Annotated in this window: 12 protein-coding genes and 2 pseudogenes; 7 read left to right on the plus strand and 7 right to left on the minus strand. The window is 72.6% G+C overall.

Going from position 1 to position 14870, the window contains the following annotated elements:
- Nucleotide 1: 1 nt before the first annotated feature.
- Nucleotides 2-433, minus strand: a pseudogene (locus ACFXAZ_RS32965) (acyl-CoA dehydrogenase family protein); the annotation flags it as partial.
- 31 nt (nucleotides 434-464) lie between these two features.
- On the opposite strand from ACFXAZ_RS32965, the pseudogene ACFXAZ_RS32970 reads away from it, so the two are divergent.
- Nucleotides 465-817, plus strand: a pseudogene (locus tag ACFXAZ_RS32970) (hypothetical protein); the annotation flags it as partial.
- 147 nt (nucleotides 818-964) lie between these two features.
- Here ACFXAZ_RS32970 and ACFXAZ_RS32975 read toward each other — a convergent pair.
- Nucleotides 965-1477, minus strand: a complete 513-nt coding sequence (locus tag ACFXAZ_RS32975) for an EF-hand domain-containing protein (RefSeq protein WP_384598611.1) — start codon at nucleotides 1475-1477, stop codon at nucleotides 965-967.
- A 145-nt stretch (nucleotides 1478-1622) separates the two neighbouring features.
- Nucleotides 1623-2009 (minus strand): STAS domain-containing protein, encoded by a 387-nt coding sequence (locus ACFXAZ_RS32980; protein ID WP_384598613.1) that lies wholly within the window; start codon nucleotides 2007-2009, stop codon nucleotides 1623-1625.
- A gap of 367 nt (nucleotides 2010-2376) precedes the next feature.
- Between ACFXAZ_RS32980 and ACFXAZ_RS32985 the strand changes: the two genes are divergently transcribed.
- Both ACFXAZ_RS32985 and ACFXAZ_RS32990 read left to right on the plus strand, forming a co-directional pair.
- The gene (locus tag ACFXAZ_RS32985; protein WP_384598615.1) at nucleotides 2377-2964 is read left to right on the plus strand and encodes a sigma-70 family RNA polymerase sigma factor; all 588 of its coding nucleotides are present in this window, start codon (nucleotides 2377-2379) and stop codon (nucleotides 2962-2964) included.
- 260 nt (nucleotides 2965-3224) lie between these two features.
- Nucleotides 3225-4787, plus strand: a complete 1563-nt coding sequence (locus ACFXAZ_RS32990) for an MDMPI N domain containing protein (protein ID WP_384598634.1) — start codon at nucleotides 3225-3227, stop codon at nucleotides 4785-4787.
- A gap of 133 nt (nucleotides 4788-4920) precedes the next feature.
- Here the strand turns inward: ACFXAZ_RS32990 and purU are convergent, their stop codons facing one another.
- A complete protein-coding gene (purU, locus tag ACFXAZ_RS32995) occupies nucleotides 4921-5805 on the minus strand; it encodes a formyltetrahydrofolate deformylase (RefSeq protein WP_384598617.1) in 885 nt (294 codons plus the stop codon).
- A 76-nt stretch (nucleotides 5806-5881) separates the two neighbouring features.
- A complete protein-coding gene (locus ACFXAZ_RS33000) occupies nucleotides 5882-6382 on the minus strand; it encodes a hypothetical protein (RefSeq protein ID WP_384598619.1) in 501 nt (166 codons plus the stop codon).
- 117 nt (nucleotides 6383-6499) lie between these two features.
- On the opposite strand from ACFXAZ_RS33000, the gene ACFXAZ_RS33005 reads away from it, so the two are divergent.
- Complete coding sequence (locus ACFXAZ_RS33005) at nucleotides 6500-7831, plus strand: ABC transporter substrate-binding protein (RefSeq protein WP_384598621.1); 1332 nt, start codon at nucleotides 6500-6502, stop codon at nucleotides 7829-7831.
- Between the two features lie 63 nt (nucleotides 7832-7894).
- Here the strand turns inward: ACFXAZ_RS33005 and ACFXAZ_RS33010 are convergent, their stop codons facing one another.
- Nucleotides 7895-9841, minus strand: coding sequence for a hypothetical protein (locus ACFXAZ_RS33010; RefSeq protein ID WP_384598623.1), 1947 nt, complete (start codon nucleotides 9839-9841; stop codon nucleotides 7895-7897).
- 213 nt (nucleotides 9842-10054) lie between these two features.
- Entirely contained in the window at nucleotides 10055-11440 is a 1386-nt protein-coding gene (locus ACFXAZ_RS33015) for a transcriptional regulator (protein WP_384598625.1), read from the minus strand.
- Nucleotides 11441-11750: 310 nt separating this feature from the next.
- Between ACFXAZ_RS33015 and ACFXAZ_RS33020 the strand changes: the two genes are divergently transcribed.
- The 3 genes from ACFXAZ_RS33020 to ACFXAZ_RS33030 all read left to right on the plus strand — a co-directional run.
- Nucleotides 11751-12404: a bifunctional DNA primase/polymerase gene (locus tag ACFXAZ_RS33020; RefSeq protein ID WP_384598636.1), complete on the plus strand. Its 654-nt coding sequence runs from the start codon at nucleotides 11751-11753 to the stop codon at nucleotides 12402-12404.
- Between the two features lie 192 nt (nucleotides 12405-12596).
- Nucleotides 12597-13367 carry an ABC transporter ATP-binding protein gene (locus ACFXAZ_RS33025; protein WP_384598627.1) on the plus strand — a complete coding sequence of 257 codons (771 nt, stop codon included), beginning with the start codon at nucleotides 12597-12599 and terminating at the stop codon, nucleotides 13365-13367.
- Nucleotides 13364-14870, plus strand: a 1507-nt coding sequence (locus tag ACFXAZ_RS33030; RefSeq protein ID WP_384598628.1) for a transporter, incomplete at its 3' end; no start/stop codon positions are given. The genes ACFXAZ_RS33025 and ACFXAZ_RS33030, both read left to right, overlap by 4 nt.

A 14870-nucleotide genomic window follows, 5' to 3' on the forward strand; every position in this document is an offset into this window, starting at 1 on the left:
TCCGCTCGGCGACGATGTTCCGCTGGATCTGGGACGTGCCCGCGGCGTTCGTGTACGACAGCGACGGCAGGCGGCCGAGGGCCCAGACGTGGTCCAGGTCGAGGGCGTCGGCTCCCAGGACCACCGCCGCCGTGTCGTACAGGTCCGGGCGGGCGTGGGTATACCGCGGCTCGAAGACCGAGCCGCCGGCCTCCGGCACCGCGCCCGGGGACATCTCCGCCGCGCTGACGTTCCACTGCGTGAGCCGCCACAGCGCGCGGAACTCGGCGTTGAGGACGCCCAGCCCGCTCCGCAGGGCGGGATCGTCCCGGCGCCCGTTCCGACGGGCCTCGCGGGCCAGTTCGCCCAGCACCCGCCAGCACCCAACGCCCTCGCCGAAGATGGCGATCCCGCGTCCGAAGGAGAGGGTCACCATGGTCACCCGCCGGCCGTCCTGGCTACGCGCGCGTGCGCAGGGCCGCGAGGTGGTGCGTGGGCTGGGCGTCCGGCTCACGCACGGCCACGGGATGCCCGAGATGCCGGTGATCACCAATAGGCGACCCGGACGATACGCCCGAGAACCTCGCGACAGCCGAGGGGAGGCCATCGCCCGGCATGGAATCCGGATCGGGGACCCGGAACAGTCGGCGGCGGCCTTCGACGCGGACGGATTCCTGCGCAGGGGCGACCCGGGGCGGCTCACCGCGGCATGGCCTCGTATCTGCGCGCGGAAGGGCCGGCACCGCACAAGCCGCCGGAGCGGCTGGAGGTGGTGGACGCCTTCCGCGCAACGAGACACTGCGCAAGTGTGCTCAAGTACGAGCTGCGCCAGCGGTACGGGCCGGGGTGCCGGGGGTCCCGGAGGCCGCCCCGGCCCGTGAGGCGGCGGGGCACACTCCGGGACCGGGTCCGTGAAGCGGCGCGGGTTGTTCCTGGACCGCTGAGCAGCGGAGCTGTGCTCGGGGACCGGGAAAGCGGCGGAGCCCTACTCCGGGACCGTGAAGTAGCGGGCGAACGCGTGGACGACCTCGTCCTCGCCCACCCGGCCGTCCCCGTCCGCGTCCAGCGCGGTGGCGGCGGCGCGGCACATCTCGTCCCGGACGCCCAGGATGCGCAGTACGCGCGCGGTCTCCTCGACCGTGACCGAGCCGTCACCGTCGGTGTCGGCGACCGCGAGGGCCGTGTGCAGGAAGGGGCGGGCGATCTCGGCGAACCGGTCGGGGTTGTCGCGCAGCCGCTTGACGGCGCCGCCCACGAACTCCTCGCGGCTGATGCGCTGATCTCCGTCCCGGTCCGCTATCCCGGCCATGCCCTGCCAGAACGCCTCCGCGCCGGCGTACAGCGCCTGGCCCTTGTCGGAGCGGGCCGCCGTGCCGAACTCAGTGAGCAGCGCCTTGGCCGCCCCGCTGAAGTCCTCACGGTCGATGTAGCCGTTGCCGTCCTGGTCGAAGGTGGCGAATCGGGCCGCGATCCTGCGCTCGTACTCGCTGCTGACCATGTCTCTTAGGGCCGCCTTACGTCACGTGGGGTGCATCCGTGCTGGAGCGTACGACGTCAGCGGCGCTCGCGGAGCGGGAAAACGACGGTTGTGCCAAGACCGAGGGAATTTTGGAACAACGGTGTGGCACCGCGACGGCCCGCGCTCAGGCCGTGACCGGGCTCTCCGTGACGGCCGTGGCGAGGTCGGGCTGGACGTCGAACAGCCGGCGCACCCCCAGTGCGTTGATCACACGGTTGACATGGGCGCCCGCGCCCGTGCCCGCGCCGATCCCGTCGGCGGGCAGGATCAGCCGCAACCGCCCCTGACAGGAGCGCAGCAGCCGGCGGGCGGCGATCAGCACGCCGACCCCGCTGGAGTCGCAGAACACCACGTCGGAGAGGTCGACGACCACTCGGTGCCGACCCTCGGCGACCGCGTCGTGCACCCGTTGCCGCAGCGTGGGTGAGGTCGCCATGTCGAGTTCGCCCGATACCCGCAGCACGATCCATCCGCCGTGCTCCTCGCCGGTCACTTTGAACGCCACCACCATGCCCTTCGCTCGCCGGAACCCCCGGACCGCCGGACAACCGGAAGCCGTCGCTACGCTTCCCTGCCGCACGGCTGCCCAGCCGCCGTTCCCTGAAACACCCCACCGAAAACGAAAAGCAGTCGATAAGGGCTTGTTTCAGTCGCCTTCGATCCTGTTCGATCGTATTTGTTATGCGTCTGATCATTCGGGCGGTGGGTAGGCGAGACAGAAGCCGTGAGGTGTACCAAAGGTCGCCGGACACCCACGGCCCGTCAAAGGCGCGCGTTGCCACAAAGGGGCGTGTGTTGTCAGACATGCCGACTAGATTCGAGAGCAAGGCAGGCGCACGCTGATCACGGCACGGACACCGGCACGGGGAGGGGGCCGCATGGGGCAGAAGGGCGCACCGCTGCGCTGGGACCGCAAGATGCAGCAGCGGCTCGCACGCGGCGAGGCCGCGGCCCTGGGCGAGCTGTACGACCGCTTCGCGTCCCTCGTGCACGGCCTCGCACACCGCGTCGTCGGCGACGAGCGGGCGGCCGACGGCATCACCCGCGATGTCTTCGCCCACGTCTGGGAGCACCCCGACGCCTACGACCCCAGACAGGGCCCGCTGCGCACCTGGGTCGCGGCGCTCACCCACCGCCTCGCCGTGCAGCGGCTGCGCGCCACGGGTACGGCCGCGCTCGCCGAGGACGGGGGCGGCGCTGCGCAGGCGGAGGAGCTGGAGCGTACGGTCCGCAGCGCCTCGGTCGCCGCCCGCGCCGACTACATCGTGCAGGCCATGCCCGCGCCCCTGCGGGCCGCCCTGGAGCTGGCCTACTTCCAGCGCCGCGACTACCGCCAGACCGCGACCGACCTCGGCGTCACCGAGGACGAGGCCCGGCGCCGCCTGCGCCTGGGCCTCCAACTGCTCGCCACCGCCCACGAGGCCGGCTCCCCCGGCGCCCCGCCCGGGTACGGAGGTGCGGCATGAGCACGTACGACGAACACGGCGGACCCGGCGACGAGGACCACCACACGAGCCCCGACGAGCCGGAGGAGAAGACCGGCGACGAGTTCTCACCGGGGGTGCCCGCAGGCGACACCGAGGTGAGCGCTGCCGCCGGCGCGGGCGTGGACACCGGCGCGGGCATGGGCATGGGCCCGGCAGCGAAGACGGACACCAGCACGGGCAAGGCAACGGACGCGAGCGCGGACGTCGGCACCACCACGCATCCGAAGACAGGCACGGACATGGGCACCGGCACGGAGGCGGACGCCGAGACAGGCACAGACCCGCAACCGAGGCCCGACAGGGACGCGGAGACGGAGACGGGCCCCGGGACGAAGGCGGACACGGACACGGACGTCGGCGCGGGCACACGGCCGAAGACCGGCACGGACGCGGACACGGCGACCGACACGGGGACGGACGCGGCGACCGACGCGGGGACGGACGCGGACACGAACGTCGGCGCGGGCACAGAGACGGACAACGGGACGGCGACGAACACCAGCACGGACCCCGACCCCACTACCGCCACCACCACCACTGGCACCACCGCCACCGCCACCACCACCGACCCCGATCACGACTCGCCCCGCACCCCACGCATACCCCTCCCCCGCGCCTCCGTCGAGGATGGCGGCGGGGCGTTGCCGGACGATCTCGCCGATCTGGGCGCGGCCGGTGCCCCGCCCGCGCTGGAGCACCGGGTGCTGAAGTCGCTGCTCGGCGCCTGGGCGCTGGCCGCCTGTTCGCCGCAGGAGGCCGGCGCCGTGGAGGAGCATCTCGGCACGTGCGGCACCTGCGCCGACGAGGCGCTGCGGCTGCGCGGGGCGGTCGGGCTGCTGCACCCGCCCGAGACCCTCGACCTGGACCCCGCGCTGCGCACCCGCGTCCTCGACCACTGCCTCGACCGGCGCCCGCCGCGCATCCCGGTGCCGCCCTGGGCGAAGCCGTACGACGCCGAGGCGGCGCGGCTGGACGCCCTGCTCCAGGACTTCGGGGACGCGGAATGGCACGCGCCGGTACGGCTGCGCTGGTTCGACGGCACGGAGGCGACGAGCCGGCGGACCACGGTCGCGGGCGTGATCGCGCATCTCCTGGCGGTGGACGGCCTGATCGCCCTCGCCCTCGGCCTGAAGGACCCGCTGGGCACGGCGCCGGAGGGCGTCACGACCCCGGCGGCGCGTACGGAGGCGTACTGGCGGGCGTCCCATTTCCCGCCGACCCGGTCGGTGCGCGGGCCCTGGCGGGAGCAGGTGCACGGCATCGTGCGGACGGCGGCGTTCACCGGTGGCGGCGCCGGGAAGCTGGCGGTGTCGTACGGCGACTTCGTGCTGCCGCTGCATGACGCGATGACCGACCGGGCGTTCGAGTGCTGGGTGCACGCCGAGGACATCGCGGAGGCCGTGGACTATCCGTACGACCCGCCGTCGCCCCGCTATCTGCACGGCATGATCGACCTCGCGGTCCGGATGCTGCCGAGTGCCCTCGCGGCGCGGCGCCAGGCCGGGCTGTCGGCGCCGCCCGGCGACTCCGGCCGCCATCTCGTCACGGCGGGCGAGCCGGGCCGTAGCCTGCGGCTGGAGATCGAGGGCCTGGGCGGCGGTGAGTGGATGATCCCGCTCGACTCCCCCGGCGCGGTCGGCTCCACCGAGCACGAGGTGGCCCATGTCGCCCTCGACGGCGTCGAGTTCTGCCACCTCGCCGCGGGCCGTGTCCCGCCGGAGGAAGCGGTGGCGGGCCAGTTGGGCGACCGCGCGGCGATCAGGGAAGTGCTGTTCGCCACGGCGGGGTTGAGCAGGTTGTGAGCAGCGTGCGGGAAGTGGGGGGTGCGGGCGGGGGCGTATCGCTCACCCGCGCCGACGGGGTCCCGCTGCGCCCACCCGTGCCGCCCCAGCGGCACGACTGCCCGCAGCTGGGGCGGATCGCAGCCACAGCCCCCTAGGCGAACACAACCGTCCGTCGCCCATTGACCAGAATCCGCCGCTCCGCATGCCACTTCACGGCCCGCGCCAGCGCCTGGCACTCCACGTCACGTCCCACCGCCACCAGCTGATCGGGCGTGACATCGTGCCCCACCCGCTCGACCTCCTGCTCGATGATCGGCCCCTCGTCGAGATCGGCGGTCACATAGTGGGCCGTCGCGCCGATCAGCTTCACGCCCCGCGCATGCGCCTGGTGATACGGCTTCGCGCCCTTGAAGCTCGGCAGGAAGGAGTGGTGGATGTTGATGATCCGCCCGTTCAGCTGCTTGCAGAGATCGTCGGACAGGACCTGCATGTAGCGGGCCAGCACCACCAGCTCCACGCCCTCCTCGCGGACGATCTCCAGCACCCGCGCCTCCGCCTCCGCCTTGGTGTCCCGGGTCACCGGAATGTGGTGGAAGGGAATGCCGTACGAGGACACCAGCTCGGCGAAGTCGGTGTGGTTGGACACCACCGCGGCGATCTCCACCGGCAGCGCCCCGGTCCGCGCCCGGAACAGCAGGTCGTTCAGGCAGTGCCCGAACCTGCTGACCATGAGCACGACCCGCATCTTCTCGTCGGCCCGGTGGATCTGCCAGTCCATCTGGAAGGAGTCCCCGATCGCCGCGAAGCTCGCCCGCAGCTTGTCCACCGTCACCGGCGGCTCCGCCGAGAAGTGCACGCGCATGAAGAACAGACCCGTGTCGTGGTCACCGAACTGCTGGCTGTCCTCGATGTTGCAGCCGGTCATGAAGAGATAGCTCGACACGGCGTGCACAATGCCCTGTTTGTCCGGGCAGGAGAGAGTGAGGACGTACTGATCGGCGGGCGCCGCGGCTCGGCTGGGGGGCTGCTCGTTCATGCAGCACAGGGTCCCATACACCACCGGCCACAGCGCAGGCGTCCGGGTACCGGAACGCCGGAAGGCTCCGGCGGGCTCACGCCGACCGGGTGAGGATCCGCAGCACCTCAAGGGTGCGCGGCGGCGTGTCGGGGTCCTCGCCGTCGCTCACGGCCATCCGTACATGCGCGTCGCGCGCCGCCCGCAGCGCCTCCGGCCAGGAGGGATGCTCGACGTAGGAGGAGACGGGGGCGTCCGGGCCGACCTGGTGCATGATCCGCAGCACCCGCAGCACGGCCGTGTCGACCAGCGCCGCTTCCTGTGAGTCACGGAATATCGTGCCGACGTATTTCTCGGCGGACCAGTTGTCCAGCCAGGTGTCCTCGACCAGGCGGTACACGGCGTCGGTGACGTCCCCGTACCCCTCGACCCCGGCCAGCCAGACGTCCCGCTGGAAGACGGGGTCGGAGAGCATGTGCAGCGCGGAGCGCACATTGGTGCGCCAGCGCCACCACGGCATGTCGTTGAGCGGCATGCCGCCCATGGTGGAGTAGCGACGGGCGCGACGGGAAGTGTTCTCCGAACCTTGCACGGTCACCGATCGTACGTTCCTCGCCCACAGCCCCGAACCGCCCCCCGTAATTCACCCGCGCGTCACCACATATTGACCACGGGTCACGCCCTGGTTAGTGGTGTGGCGGAATCGTGCGGATCCATGACCGGCAGGCGTCTCCCCCGAAGCACCTTTCCCCCCGCCTCACTCGCCGCACCTCTCGCCTCACCTCTCTCCTCAGCCAGAGCCGGTGTCCGCGCGGCAGCCGCCCTGGTGGCGTGTGCCTCGCTCACCGTGGGCTGCGGTGCCATCCCCGGCCTCTCCGGCGGCGACGGCACCGACGAGATCACCGTGATGACCTGGGCCCCGGAACAGACCGACGCGACCAACAAACCGGGCATGCCCGCCTTCGCCAGCGCCTACGCCCGCTGGATCAACGCCAACGGCGGCCTCGGCGGTCGCAAGCTACGCGTACTGACCTGCAACGACAACAACGACAGCGTCGGCGCCGCCGCCTGCGCCCGGCGCGCGGTCAAGGAGGGGGCGGTCGCCGTGATCGGCTCCTACAGCCAGCACGCCGACTCCTTCTTCCCCATCCTGGAGGGCTCCGGCATCCCCTACATAGGCGGCTACGGCACCACCAGCGACGAGTTCACCTCCCCGCTCTCCTACCCCGTCAACGGCGGCCAGCCGGTACTGCTCGCCGGACTCGGCAACGAGCTGGCGAAGGAGTGCGACACCACCGTCCTGGTACGTCCCGACACCATCGCCGGCGACGAACTGCCGCCCCTGCTCAACGCGGGCCTGACCGCCGGCGAGCGCGACGACGCCGGCGATGTGCGCGCTCCGGAGGACGCCACCGCGTACGCCACCGCCTCCCGGCAGGCACTGGAACAGGCCACCGCCGACGACCTCGGCACCGGCTGTGTGGTGCCCGCCCTCGGCGACCGCACCAGCACCTTCATGGACTCCTTCCGCCGGGTCCGCGAGGACTACCCGGACGTGGCCACCGGCACCGTGCTCGGCAGCGTCGACCAGACCGTGATAGACGCCTCCGGCGGCGCGTCCGGCCCCTACGAGGGGTCGTACGTCACCAGCTGGTACCCCGGGGCGACCGACAAGCGCTGGGACGCGATGAAGAAGGTGATCAGCGAGCAGGCGTTCACCGACACCCGGATCGACCCGACCGACGCGGGCGTGCAGACCACCTGGATCGCCTACACCGTGTTCAAGGCGGTGGTCGACGAGATCGGCGGCGGCGAGGTGAACGCCGACACCGTGCGCCACGCGCTGGACTCCGGCATGAAGATCGACACCGGTGGGCTGACCCCCCAGCTGCGCTGGCAGTTCTCCGACAAGCTGGGCAAGGTCGGCTTCCCGCGCCTGGTCAACGCCAACGCGACGCTCCAGGTGGTGCGCGAGGGCCAGCTGGTCGCGGCCCGCGACGGCTTCATCGACGTGACCGCGACCCTGTCCAACGCCGAGACGAGCTGAGCCGCACCCGAGCCCTGCCCGAGCCGTACCCGACCGTGGCGAACGGCACCCCCGGCCCCGCTGTCACAGCTGGGTCGGGGTCCGCTCGGTCAGCCCGTACTGCTTGGCGATCGTGTTCCACAGCGCCGCCGCCTTCTCCTTCTCGGCGGTCGCCGTACCGCTCGCCTCATTGCCGGCCTGCGTCTGGTCGGTGGACTTGGCCTGTCCCTTGGAACAGGACTTCTTGTCCCCGGCGACCTGGTCGGCCCAGGAGGCGTAGTGGTTGTCGGCGGACGCCGACGCCTGCCACGCCTTGGTGAGCGCGGTGGTCAGCGCGGACTGGTCCGGCAGCCGGTCGACGGACAGCGCGGCCAGCTTCGTGACCAGATCGGTGCGCTGATTGGCCGCGTCCCGCAGATCCGTGGCCGCCGCGGCGAGGTTCTTGCACGCCTTCACGTCCGCGACCGCGTTGATCACCGCGGTCCGGCTGGCGCCGCTGTCCGCGAGCAGCTTGTCCAGCTCCACGGCCTGGGCCTGAGCCGGATCCGCGGATGGCGAGGCCGACGCCGACGCCGACTCCTCGTCCGTCGCGGGCGCGGTCGCCGACACCGTCTTCGGCGCGCTGTCGCCACCGCCGCCGCCGGCACCCATCAGCGCGCCCGCGCCGACCCCGACGACCGCGATCGCGACCCCGACCGCCGCGAACAACGGCACCTTCGAGCCCGTACGACCGCCCCGGCGCCCCCCGCCGTCCCGCCCGGCCCGCCTGCCCCGGCCGCCGGACCCGTCGTACGACACCGCCGCCGGACCCGGACGCCCCGGACCGGCGGGACCACCCGGCCCGGCATGCTGCGGCTGCTGGAAGCGGGGCATCTGCTGGGTGGACGCGGCGGGGCTGTCGCCCGGCTCGTCCCGGAAGAGCCCCGCGAACTCGGCCGGCGGTCCCGCCGGGCCCCCGCCGTCGGTGACCGGCGGAATGAACTGCGTGGCCTCCGCGTCGGGCCCCCCACCGCCCGGCGGCTGCTGCCGCGGAGCGGTGCCCAGATACGTCGTCGTCTCCCCCGGCCGCTCGGCCGGTGCCCCGCCCGCCGGTACCTCGGGCGGCAGCGCCCCCGGCCCGACCGGCGGCAGGAACTGCGTCGCCGCGGCGGCCGAATCGCCGCCCGGCCCCATCGGAGCCGCCGGAACCGGCGGGATGAACTGCGTCGCCCCCTCGTCACCGGGCGGCATCGAAGCGGCGGCATGGCCCGGACCCGGCGGCAGCTGAGAAGCCCCTCCCGGCCCGGCCGGCACCGGCGGCAGATACTGCGTCGCCGGCTCCTGCGCGGGCGGCAGCGCGTGATCAGGGGCGGGCGGCTGGGCGGGCGGTGGAACAGCCTGCGGGCCCGGGGCGGCGTACGGCCCCTGTGCCTGGTAGGCGGGGCCGCCGCCGTACGCGGAGCCATCGCCGCCGTACGCGGAGCCGTCGCCGTAGCCGGGGTGGGGACCACCGTAGGACGCCCCGCCGCCTCCCTGCGGCGCCGGTCCACCGCCGTACGGCGACGGCTCGCCGCCGTACCCCTGACCGCCGTACGTGTTGCCGCCGTACGTCTGCGCGCCCTCCGGCGGAAGCGGGCCGGGAAGCGGGCCGGGGTGCTGCGCCGGCGGGGCGGAAGGGACCGTCAGGGCGGTCCACGGGCCGGGGTCCGGCTGGGCGTCGCCGCCCCACTGCCCGCCCTGGCCGGGCTGCGGGCCCTGCGGCTGCGAAGTCTGCTGGGAAGGGTGGGGCTGCTGAGAGTGCTGCGGCTGCTGCGGCTGCCAGGGCTGGTCGGCCGGTGGGGCCGTCGGGCGGTCCGGGCCCCATGGCTGGTCCCATGCCTGGGCGCCCTGCGGCGCCGAAGCGGGTATCGCGGCCCCGGGCGGGACGGGCGCGGGACCCCCCGGCTGGTTCAGCGCGCCCGGGAGCAGGGGCTCACCGCCGTCCGAGGGCAGCACGATGCCTTCGCGCGCGGGCCGCGCCGAGGGCTCCTCGCCCTGTCCACTCTGCGTCACCGGGACTCCTACGAATGGGGGACCTTCGGGATCGTCGGCTCACGCTACCGGGTCCCCAGAGCCCGGTGCCACGCAGCACAGGACGTGACCTGCCGCCCTGTGACCGGCGTTACCCGACCGGCCCCCGCCGGGCCGGTGCCGTCACCTCCCGTTCGGGAAGCCCGCGTTCCCCGCGCGTCGCACGCCCGCGCGGGGCTCCGTCCACGCGGTCCGTCACGCGGCCTGCTGAAGATCCAGCCGGGCCCCGAACTCCCTGACGACCGGCTCCTCCTGGTACGGCTCCAGCCGCTGCTGGAAGTCCTCCAGGTATTCGGCGCCCCGGTTGGAGCGCAGCGACCCGAGCAGTTCCACGGCTTTGAGCCCGGTACTGCACGCCTCCTCGATCTCCCGCTTCTGCACCTGTGCGGTGGCCAGCAGCACATAGCCGATGGCCCGGCGGCGCGCCCGCCCCGGCGGGTGCCCGGCGAGGGACTCCTGGGCGCACCGGGCCGCGGCGTCGGCCTGGCCGAGGTCGCGGTGGCAGTGCGCCAACTCGTCGGAGAGATACGCCTCGTCGAAGTGCGCGATCCACACCGGGTCGTCACCGGACTCCGGTTCGGCCCGCTCCATGGCGTCGACGGCCCGCCCGGACACGGCCTGGGCGGAGCGCGCGTCGCCGAGCAGGGCGTGCCCGCGTGCCTCGGCGGCGTGGAACATCGCCTCCGCGCGCGGGGTGACCTGCCCGCGCGCCCCTTCCTGCGCCGCGCGCGCCAACTGGGAGATCTCGCGCGGGTTTCCGAGCTGGGCGGCGAGATGGCTCATGGACGCGGCCAGCACATAGCCGCCGTACCCGCGGTCGCCCGCGGCCTGGGCGAGCCGCAGCGCCTGGATGTAGTAGCGCTGGGCGAGCCCCGGCTGGCCGGTGTCGACGGCCATGTACCCGGCCAGCTCGGTCAACCGGGCGACCGCGGCGAACAGTTCCCGTCCGACCGCCTCCCGGTAGGAGCCGGCCAGCAGCCCGGAGACCACGCTGTTGAGGTAGTGCACGACGACCGGGCGCACATGCCCGCTCCCGTACTGGTGGTCGAGGCCCACGAGGGCCTGGGTCATGGCCCGTACGGCGGCCACGTCGGACAGGCCCACGCGCGGGCCCGCCGAGCGGGCGACCTGGGTGTCCGGCGAGGAGATCAGCCAGTCCCGGCTGGGTTCGACCAGCGCCGAGGCGGCGACGGAGGAGCCGGACAGGAAGTCCCGGCGCCCCACGTCGCTGCGCCACAGCTCGCAGACCTGCTCGATGGCCCCCAGTACCGTCGGCGAGAACTGGAGACCGACACCCGAGGCGAGGTTCTTGCCGTTGGCCATGCCGATCTCGTCGATCGTGACCGTACGGCCGAGCTTGCGGCCGAGTGCCTCGGCGATGATCGCCGGGGCCCGGCCCCGCGGCTGCTGTCCACGCAGCCAGCGGGCCACGGACGTCTTGTCGTAGCGCAGGTCGAGTCCGTGCTCGGCGCCGCACATGTTGACCCTGCGGGCCAGCCCTGCGTTCGAGCAGCCCGCTTCCTGGATGAGCGCTTGCAGCCGTTCATTGGGCTGCCGCGCGACGAGCGGCCTAGCGGCCATGGGCCTACCCCCTGCTTTCTGGCGACAACGGTGCTTGCCCGCGCACCTGGTTGACGTGATTTCCTGACCGGTTCTCGAAAATTTCCGGCCGTGAAGATCAATGCCCCGTGGACATACCGCTAATGCGAGACATGCGAGTATTGCCGGGGTAAAAGCGGATGGCACCCCACATCTGGCTACCCAGGCCCCGCCGCGGATCCTCCCGCGCGCCCCCAACTGTGCACCGATGCGCCCCGGACGCCGGACCGATGCCCCTCCCCGGCGCGCGAAACGGCCGTAACCCGCGATTAGCCTGGTAGTTGTGTTGAACGTGGAAGATACGATCCCGGGCACCAAAGCCGCAGAAATCCCGCAACAGCGTGGGGAATCACTGCTGGAGACCGCCGTCCGCTATGCAGAGGAACGCCACTGGGACGTGTTCCCCGGCACCTGGCTGGAAGACGTCGACGGGGTACAGCGCTGCTCATGTGCCGACCTCGCGTGCGATGCGCCGGGTGCGCACCCCGCGCGCCCCGACTGGGCGAGCCAGGCGACCGGCAGCGCGACCGTCGCCCGCCGGATGTGGCAGAAACAGCCGACCGCGTCGATCCTGCTGCCGACCGGCCGCACCTTCGACGCGCTCTCCGTCCCGGAGACGGCGGGGTTCCTGGCGCTGGCGCGGATGGAGCGGATGCAGTTGACGCTGGGGCCGGTGACCTTGACGCCGGATCGGCGGATGCGGTTCCTGGTGCTGCCCGGCGGCGCGGCGAAGGTGCCGGATCTGGTGCGCAAGCTGGGGTGGTTGCCGTCGTCCCTGGACCTGGTGGCGCTGGGCGAGGGCGAGTACGTGGCCGCGCCGCCCACCCGGTTCGGATCGCGGGGGGCCGTGCAGTGGGCTTGCCGCCCGACTCCGGCGAATCGGTGGCTGCCGGATGCGGAGGAGTTGATCTCGGCGTTGGCGTATGCGTGTGGGCGGGATCGGTAACGCGTTTTCCTCTACCTGGTTGATCTTCAGAGGCGGCTGTCCCTGGTGGATGGCCGCCTCTCGTTTGCCTGGTTGATGATGTATTGCGGCTTTCGTTGCGTTGTGGCTGGTCGCGCCCGCGCGGCGGAGCCGGATATCGAGCACGGTCCCGCGCCCCTATCGGGGCGGATAAGTGCACGTAGGGTGCGAGGCATGACCTCTGCTGTTCGGATTGTCGGTCTTTGGAAGCGGTTCGGGGACCAGATTGCCGTTGGGGGGATCGATCTCGATCTGCCTGCCGGGAAGTTCATCGGGCTGGTGGGGCCCAATGGGGCCGGGAAGACCACCACGCTGTCGATGGTGACCGGGCTGCTGCGGCCCGACCAGGGGTCCGTGGAGATCGTCGGGCACGATGTGTGGCGGGATCCGGTGGAGGTCAAGGCCCGCATCGGGGTGCTGCCGGAGGGGCTGCGGCTCTTCGAGCGCCTGTCGGGCCGCGAACTCCTCGCCTACACGGGACGGCTGCGCGGGCTGCCGGGGGACGAGGTCGACAAGCGGGCCGGCCAGTTGCTCGACGTGCTCGATCTCGCGGGCGCGCAGCACAAACTGGTCGTGGACTACTCGACCGGGATGCGCAAGAAGATCGGACTCGCCTCGGCGCTGCTGCACAACCCCGAGGTGCTGTTCCTGGACGAGCCGTTCGAGGGCGTGGACCCGGTCTCGGCGCAGACCATCCGGGGCGTCCTGGAGCGCTACACCGCCTCCGGCGCGACGGTCGTCTTCTCCTCGCATGTGATGGAGCTGGTGGAGTCGCTGTGCGACTGGGTCGCGGTGATGGCCGCCGGGCGGATCCGGGCGCGGGGCCCGCTGGCCGAGGTGCGCGGGACCGCCCCGACGCTTCAGCAGGCGTTCCTGGAACTGGTGGGGGCGGGCGGCAAGGACGCCGCCTCCGACCTGGACTGGCTGGGCGGCGGCGCCCGGTGACGGCCCTGACCTCCACCTTCGTACGGCTGAAGCTGTCGCTGTTGCGCAATGGGCTGCGGCAGTCCGGGGGGCGGCGGGCCGCGTTCATCTTGTCGGCGGTCGTGGCGCTGCTGTTCGCCGCGCTCCAGTTGCTCGGGCTGATCGCGTTGCGCGGGCACGCCCACGCCGACTCGGTGGTGGTGCTGCTGGTGGCCGTGCTGGGTCTTGGCTGGGCGGTGATGCCGCTGTTCTTCCCCGGCGGTGACGAGACGCTGGACCCGACCCGGCTGGTGATGCTGCCGCTGCGCACCCGGCCGCTGGTGCGGGCGCTGCTGGTGTCGTCGCTGGTGGGCATCGGGCCGCTGTTCACGCTGCTGCTGCTGACCGGCTCGGTGATCGCGGTGGCGCACGGTCCGGCGGCGTACGTCGTCGCCGTGCCCGCGATCGGGGTGGGGCTGCTGGTGTGCGTGGCGCTCGCGCGGGCCGTCGCCGCCGCCAACATCCGGCTGCTGACCAGCCGCAAGGGCCGCGATCTGGCGGTGCTGAGCGGGCTGGTGATCGCGGTCGGGGCGCAGTTCGTCAACTTCGGGGTGCAGCGGCTGGGCAGCGCGGGGCTGGGGCAGCTCGGCCCGGCGGCGGACGTACTGCGCTGGCTCCCGCCCGCGTCGGCGGTCGGCGCGGTGGACGCGGTGAGCGAGGGGGCGTACGGCACGGCGGCGCTTCAGCTCGGGCTCGGTGTGGCGGCGGTGGCCGCCCTGGTCGCGCTCTGGGCGCGGCATCTGAACCGGCTGATGACGGCGCCGGACGGCTCCACCCTCCGGGCGGCGAGCGAGAAGTCCGTACGGGACCGGTCGGCGAGCGGGCTCGCGCGGCTGCTGCCGGGCGGGCGGACCGGGACGGTGATGGAGCGCAGCCTGCGCTATGTGTGGCGGGACCCGAAGACCAAGGCGGCGTGGGTGACGTCGCTGGCCATCGGGCTGATCGTGCCGGTGTTCAACGCGTTGCAGGGTACCGGGTCGATCTACTTCGCGTGCTTCGCGGCCGGGATGCTCGGCATCCAGATGTACAACCAGTTCGGGCAGGACACGTCCGCGTTCTGGATCGTCGCGATGACCGTGTCGTCGACGCGGGACGCGTACGTCGAGCTGCGCGGGCGGGCGCTGGCCCTGCTGGTGATCACCTTGCCGTACGCCGCGTTCGTCACCGTCCTGACCACGGCCATGCTGGGCGAGTGGGAGCGGCTGCCGGAGGTGCTGGGGCTGTCCTTCGCGCTGCTCGGCGCGATGCTGGCGACCGGGGCGTGGACGTCGGCCCGCTATCCGTACTCCATCCCTCAGGAGGGCTACAAGAACGTGGCTCCCGGGCAGAGCGGGCTGGCGTTCGTGTCCATCCTCGGGGGGATGGTGGCGGCGGCGCTGCTGTGTGCGCCGGTGATCGTCCTGGCGGTTCTCGCCCGCGTCAGTGCGGAGGGGGATGTGTGGGGGTGGCTGCTGTTGCCCGTGGGGACGGTGTACGGGGTGGGGG

The sequence above is a fragment of the Streptomyces sp. NPDC059477 genome, from assembly GCF_042749375.1.
GTDB lineage: Bacteria > Actinomycetota > Actinomycetes > Streptomycetales > Streptomycetaceae > Streptomyces.

Excerpts from the sequence above, each read along its gene's own strand:
- purU (WP_384598617.1), bottom strand. The coding sequence starts at position 5,805 with ATGAACGAGCAGCCCCCCAGCCGAGCCGCGGCGCCCGCCGATCAGTAC.
- ACFXAZ_RS32990 (WP_384598634.1), top strand. The coding sequence starts at position 3,225 with ATGGGCACCGGCACGGAGGCGGACGCCGAGACAGGCACAGACCCGCAA.
- ACFXAZ_RS33005 (WP_384598621.1), top strand. The coding sequence starts at position 6,500 with ATGACCGGCAGGCGTCTCCCCCGAAGCACCTTTCCCCCCGCCTCACTC.
- ACFXAZ_RS32975 (WP_384598611.1), bottom strand. The coding sequence starts at position 1,477 with ATGGTCAGCAGCGAGTACGAGCGCAGGATCGCGGCCCGATTCGCCACC.
- ACFXAZ_RS32985 (WP_384598615.1), top strand. The coding sequence starts at position 2,377 with ATGGGGCAGAAGGGCGCACCGCTGCGCTGGGACCGCAAGATGCAGCAG.
- ACFXAZ_RS33015 (WP_384598625.1), bottom strand. The coding sequence starts at position 11,440 with ATGGCCGCTAGGCCGCTCGTCGCGCGGCAGCCCAATGAACGGCTGCAA.
- ACFXAZ_RS32980 (WP_384598613.1), bottom strand. The coding sequence starts at position 2,009 with ATGGTGGTGGCGTTCAAAGTGACCGGCGAGGAGCACGGCGGATGGATC.
- ACFXAZ_RS33025 (WP_384598627.1), top strand. The coding sequence starts at position 12,597 with ATGACCTCTGCTGTTCGGATTGTCGGTCTTTGGAAGCGGTTCGGGGAC.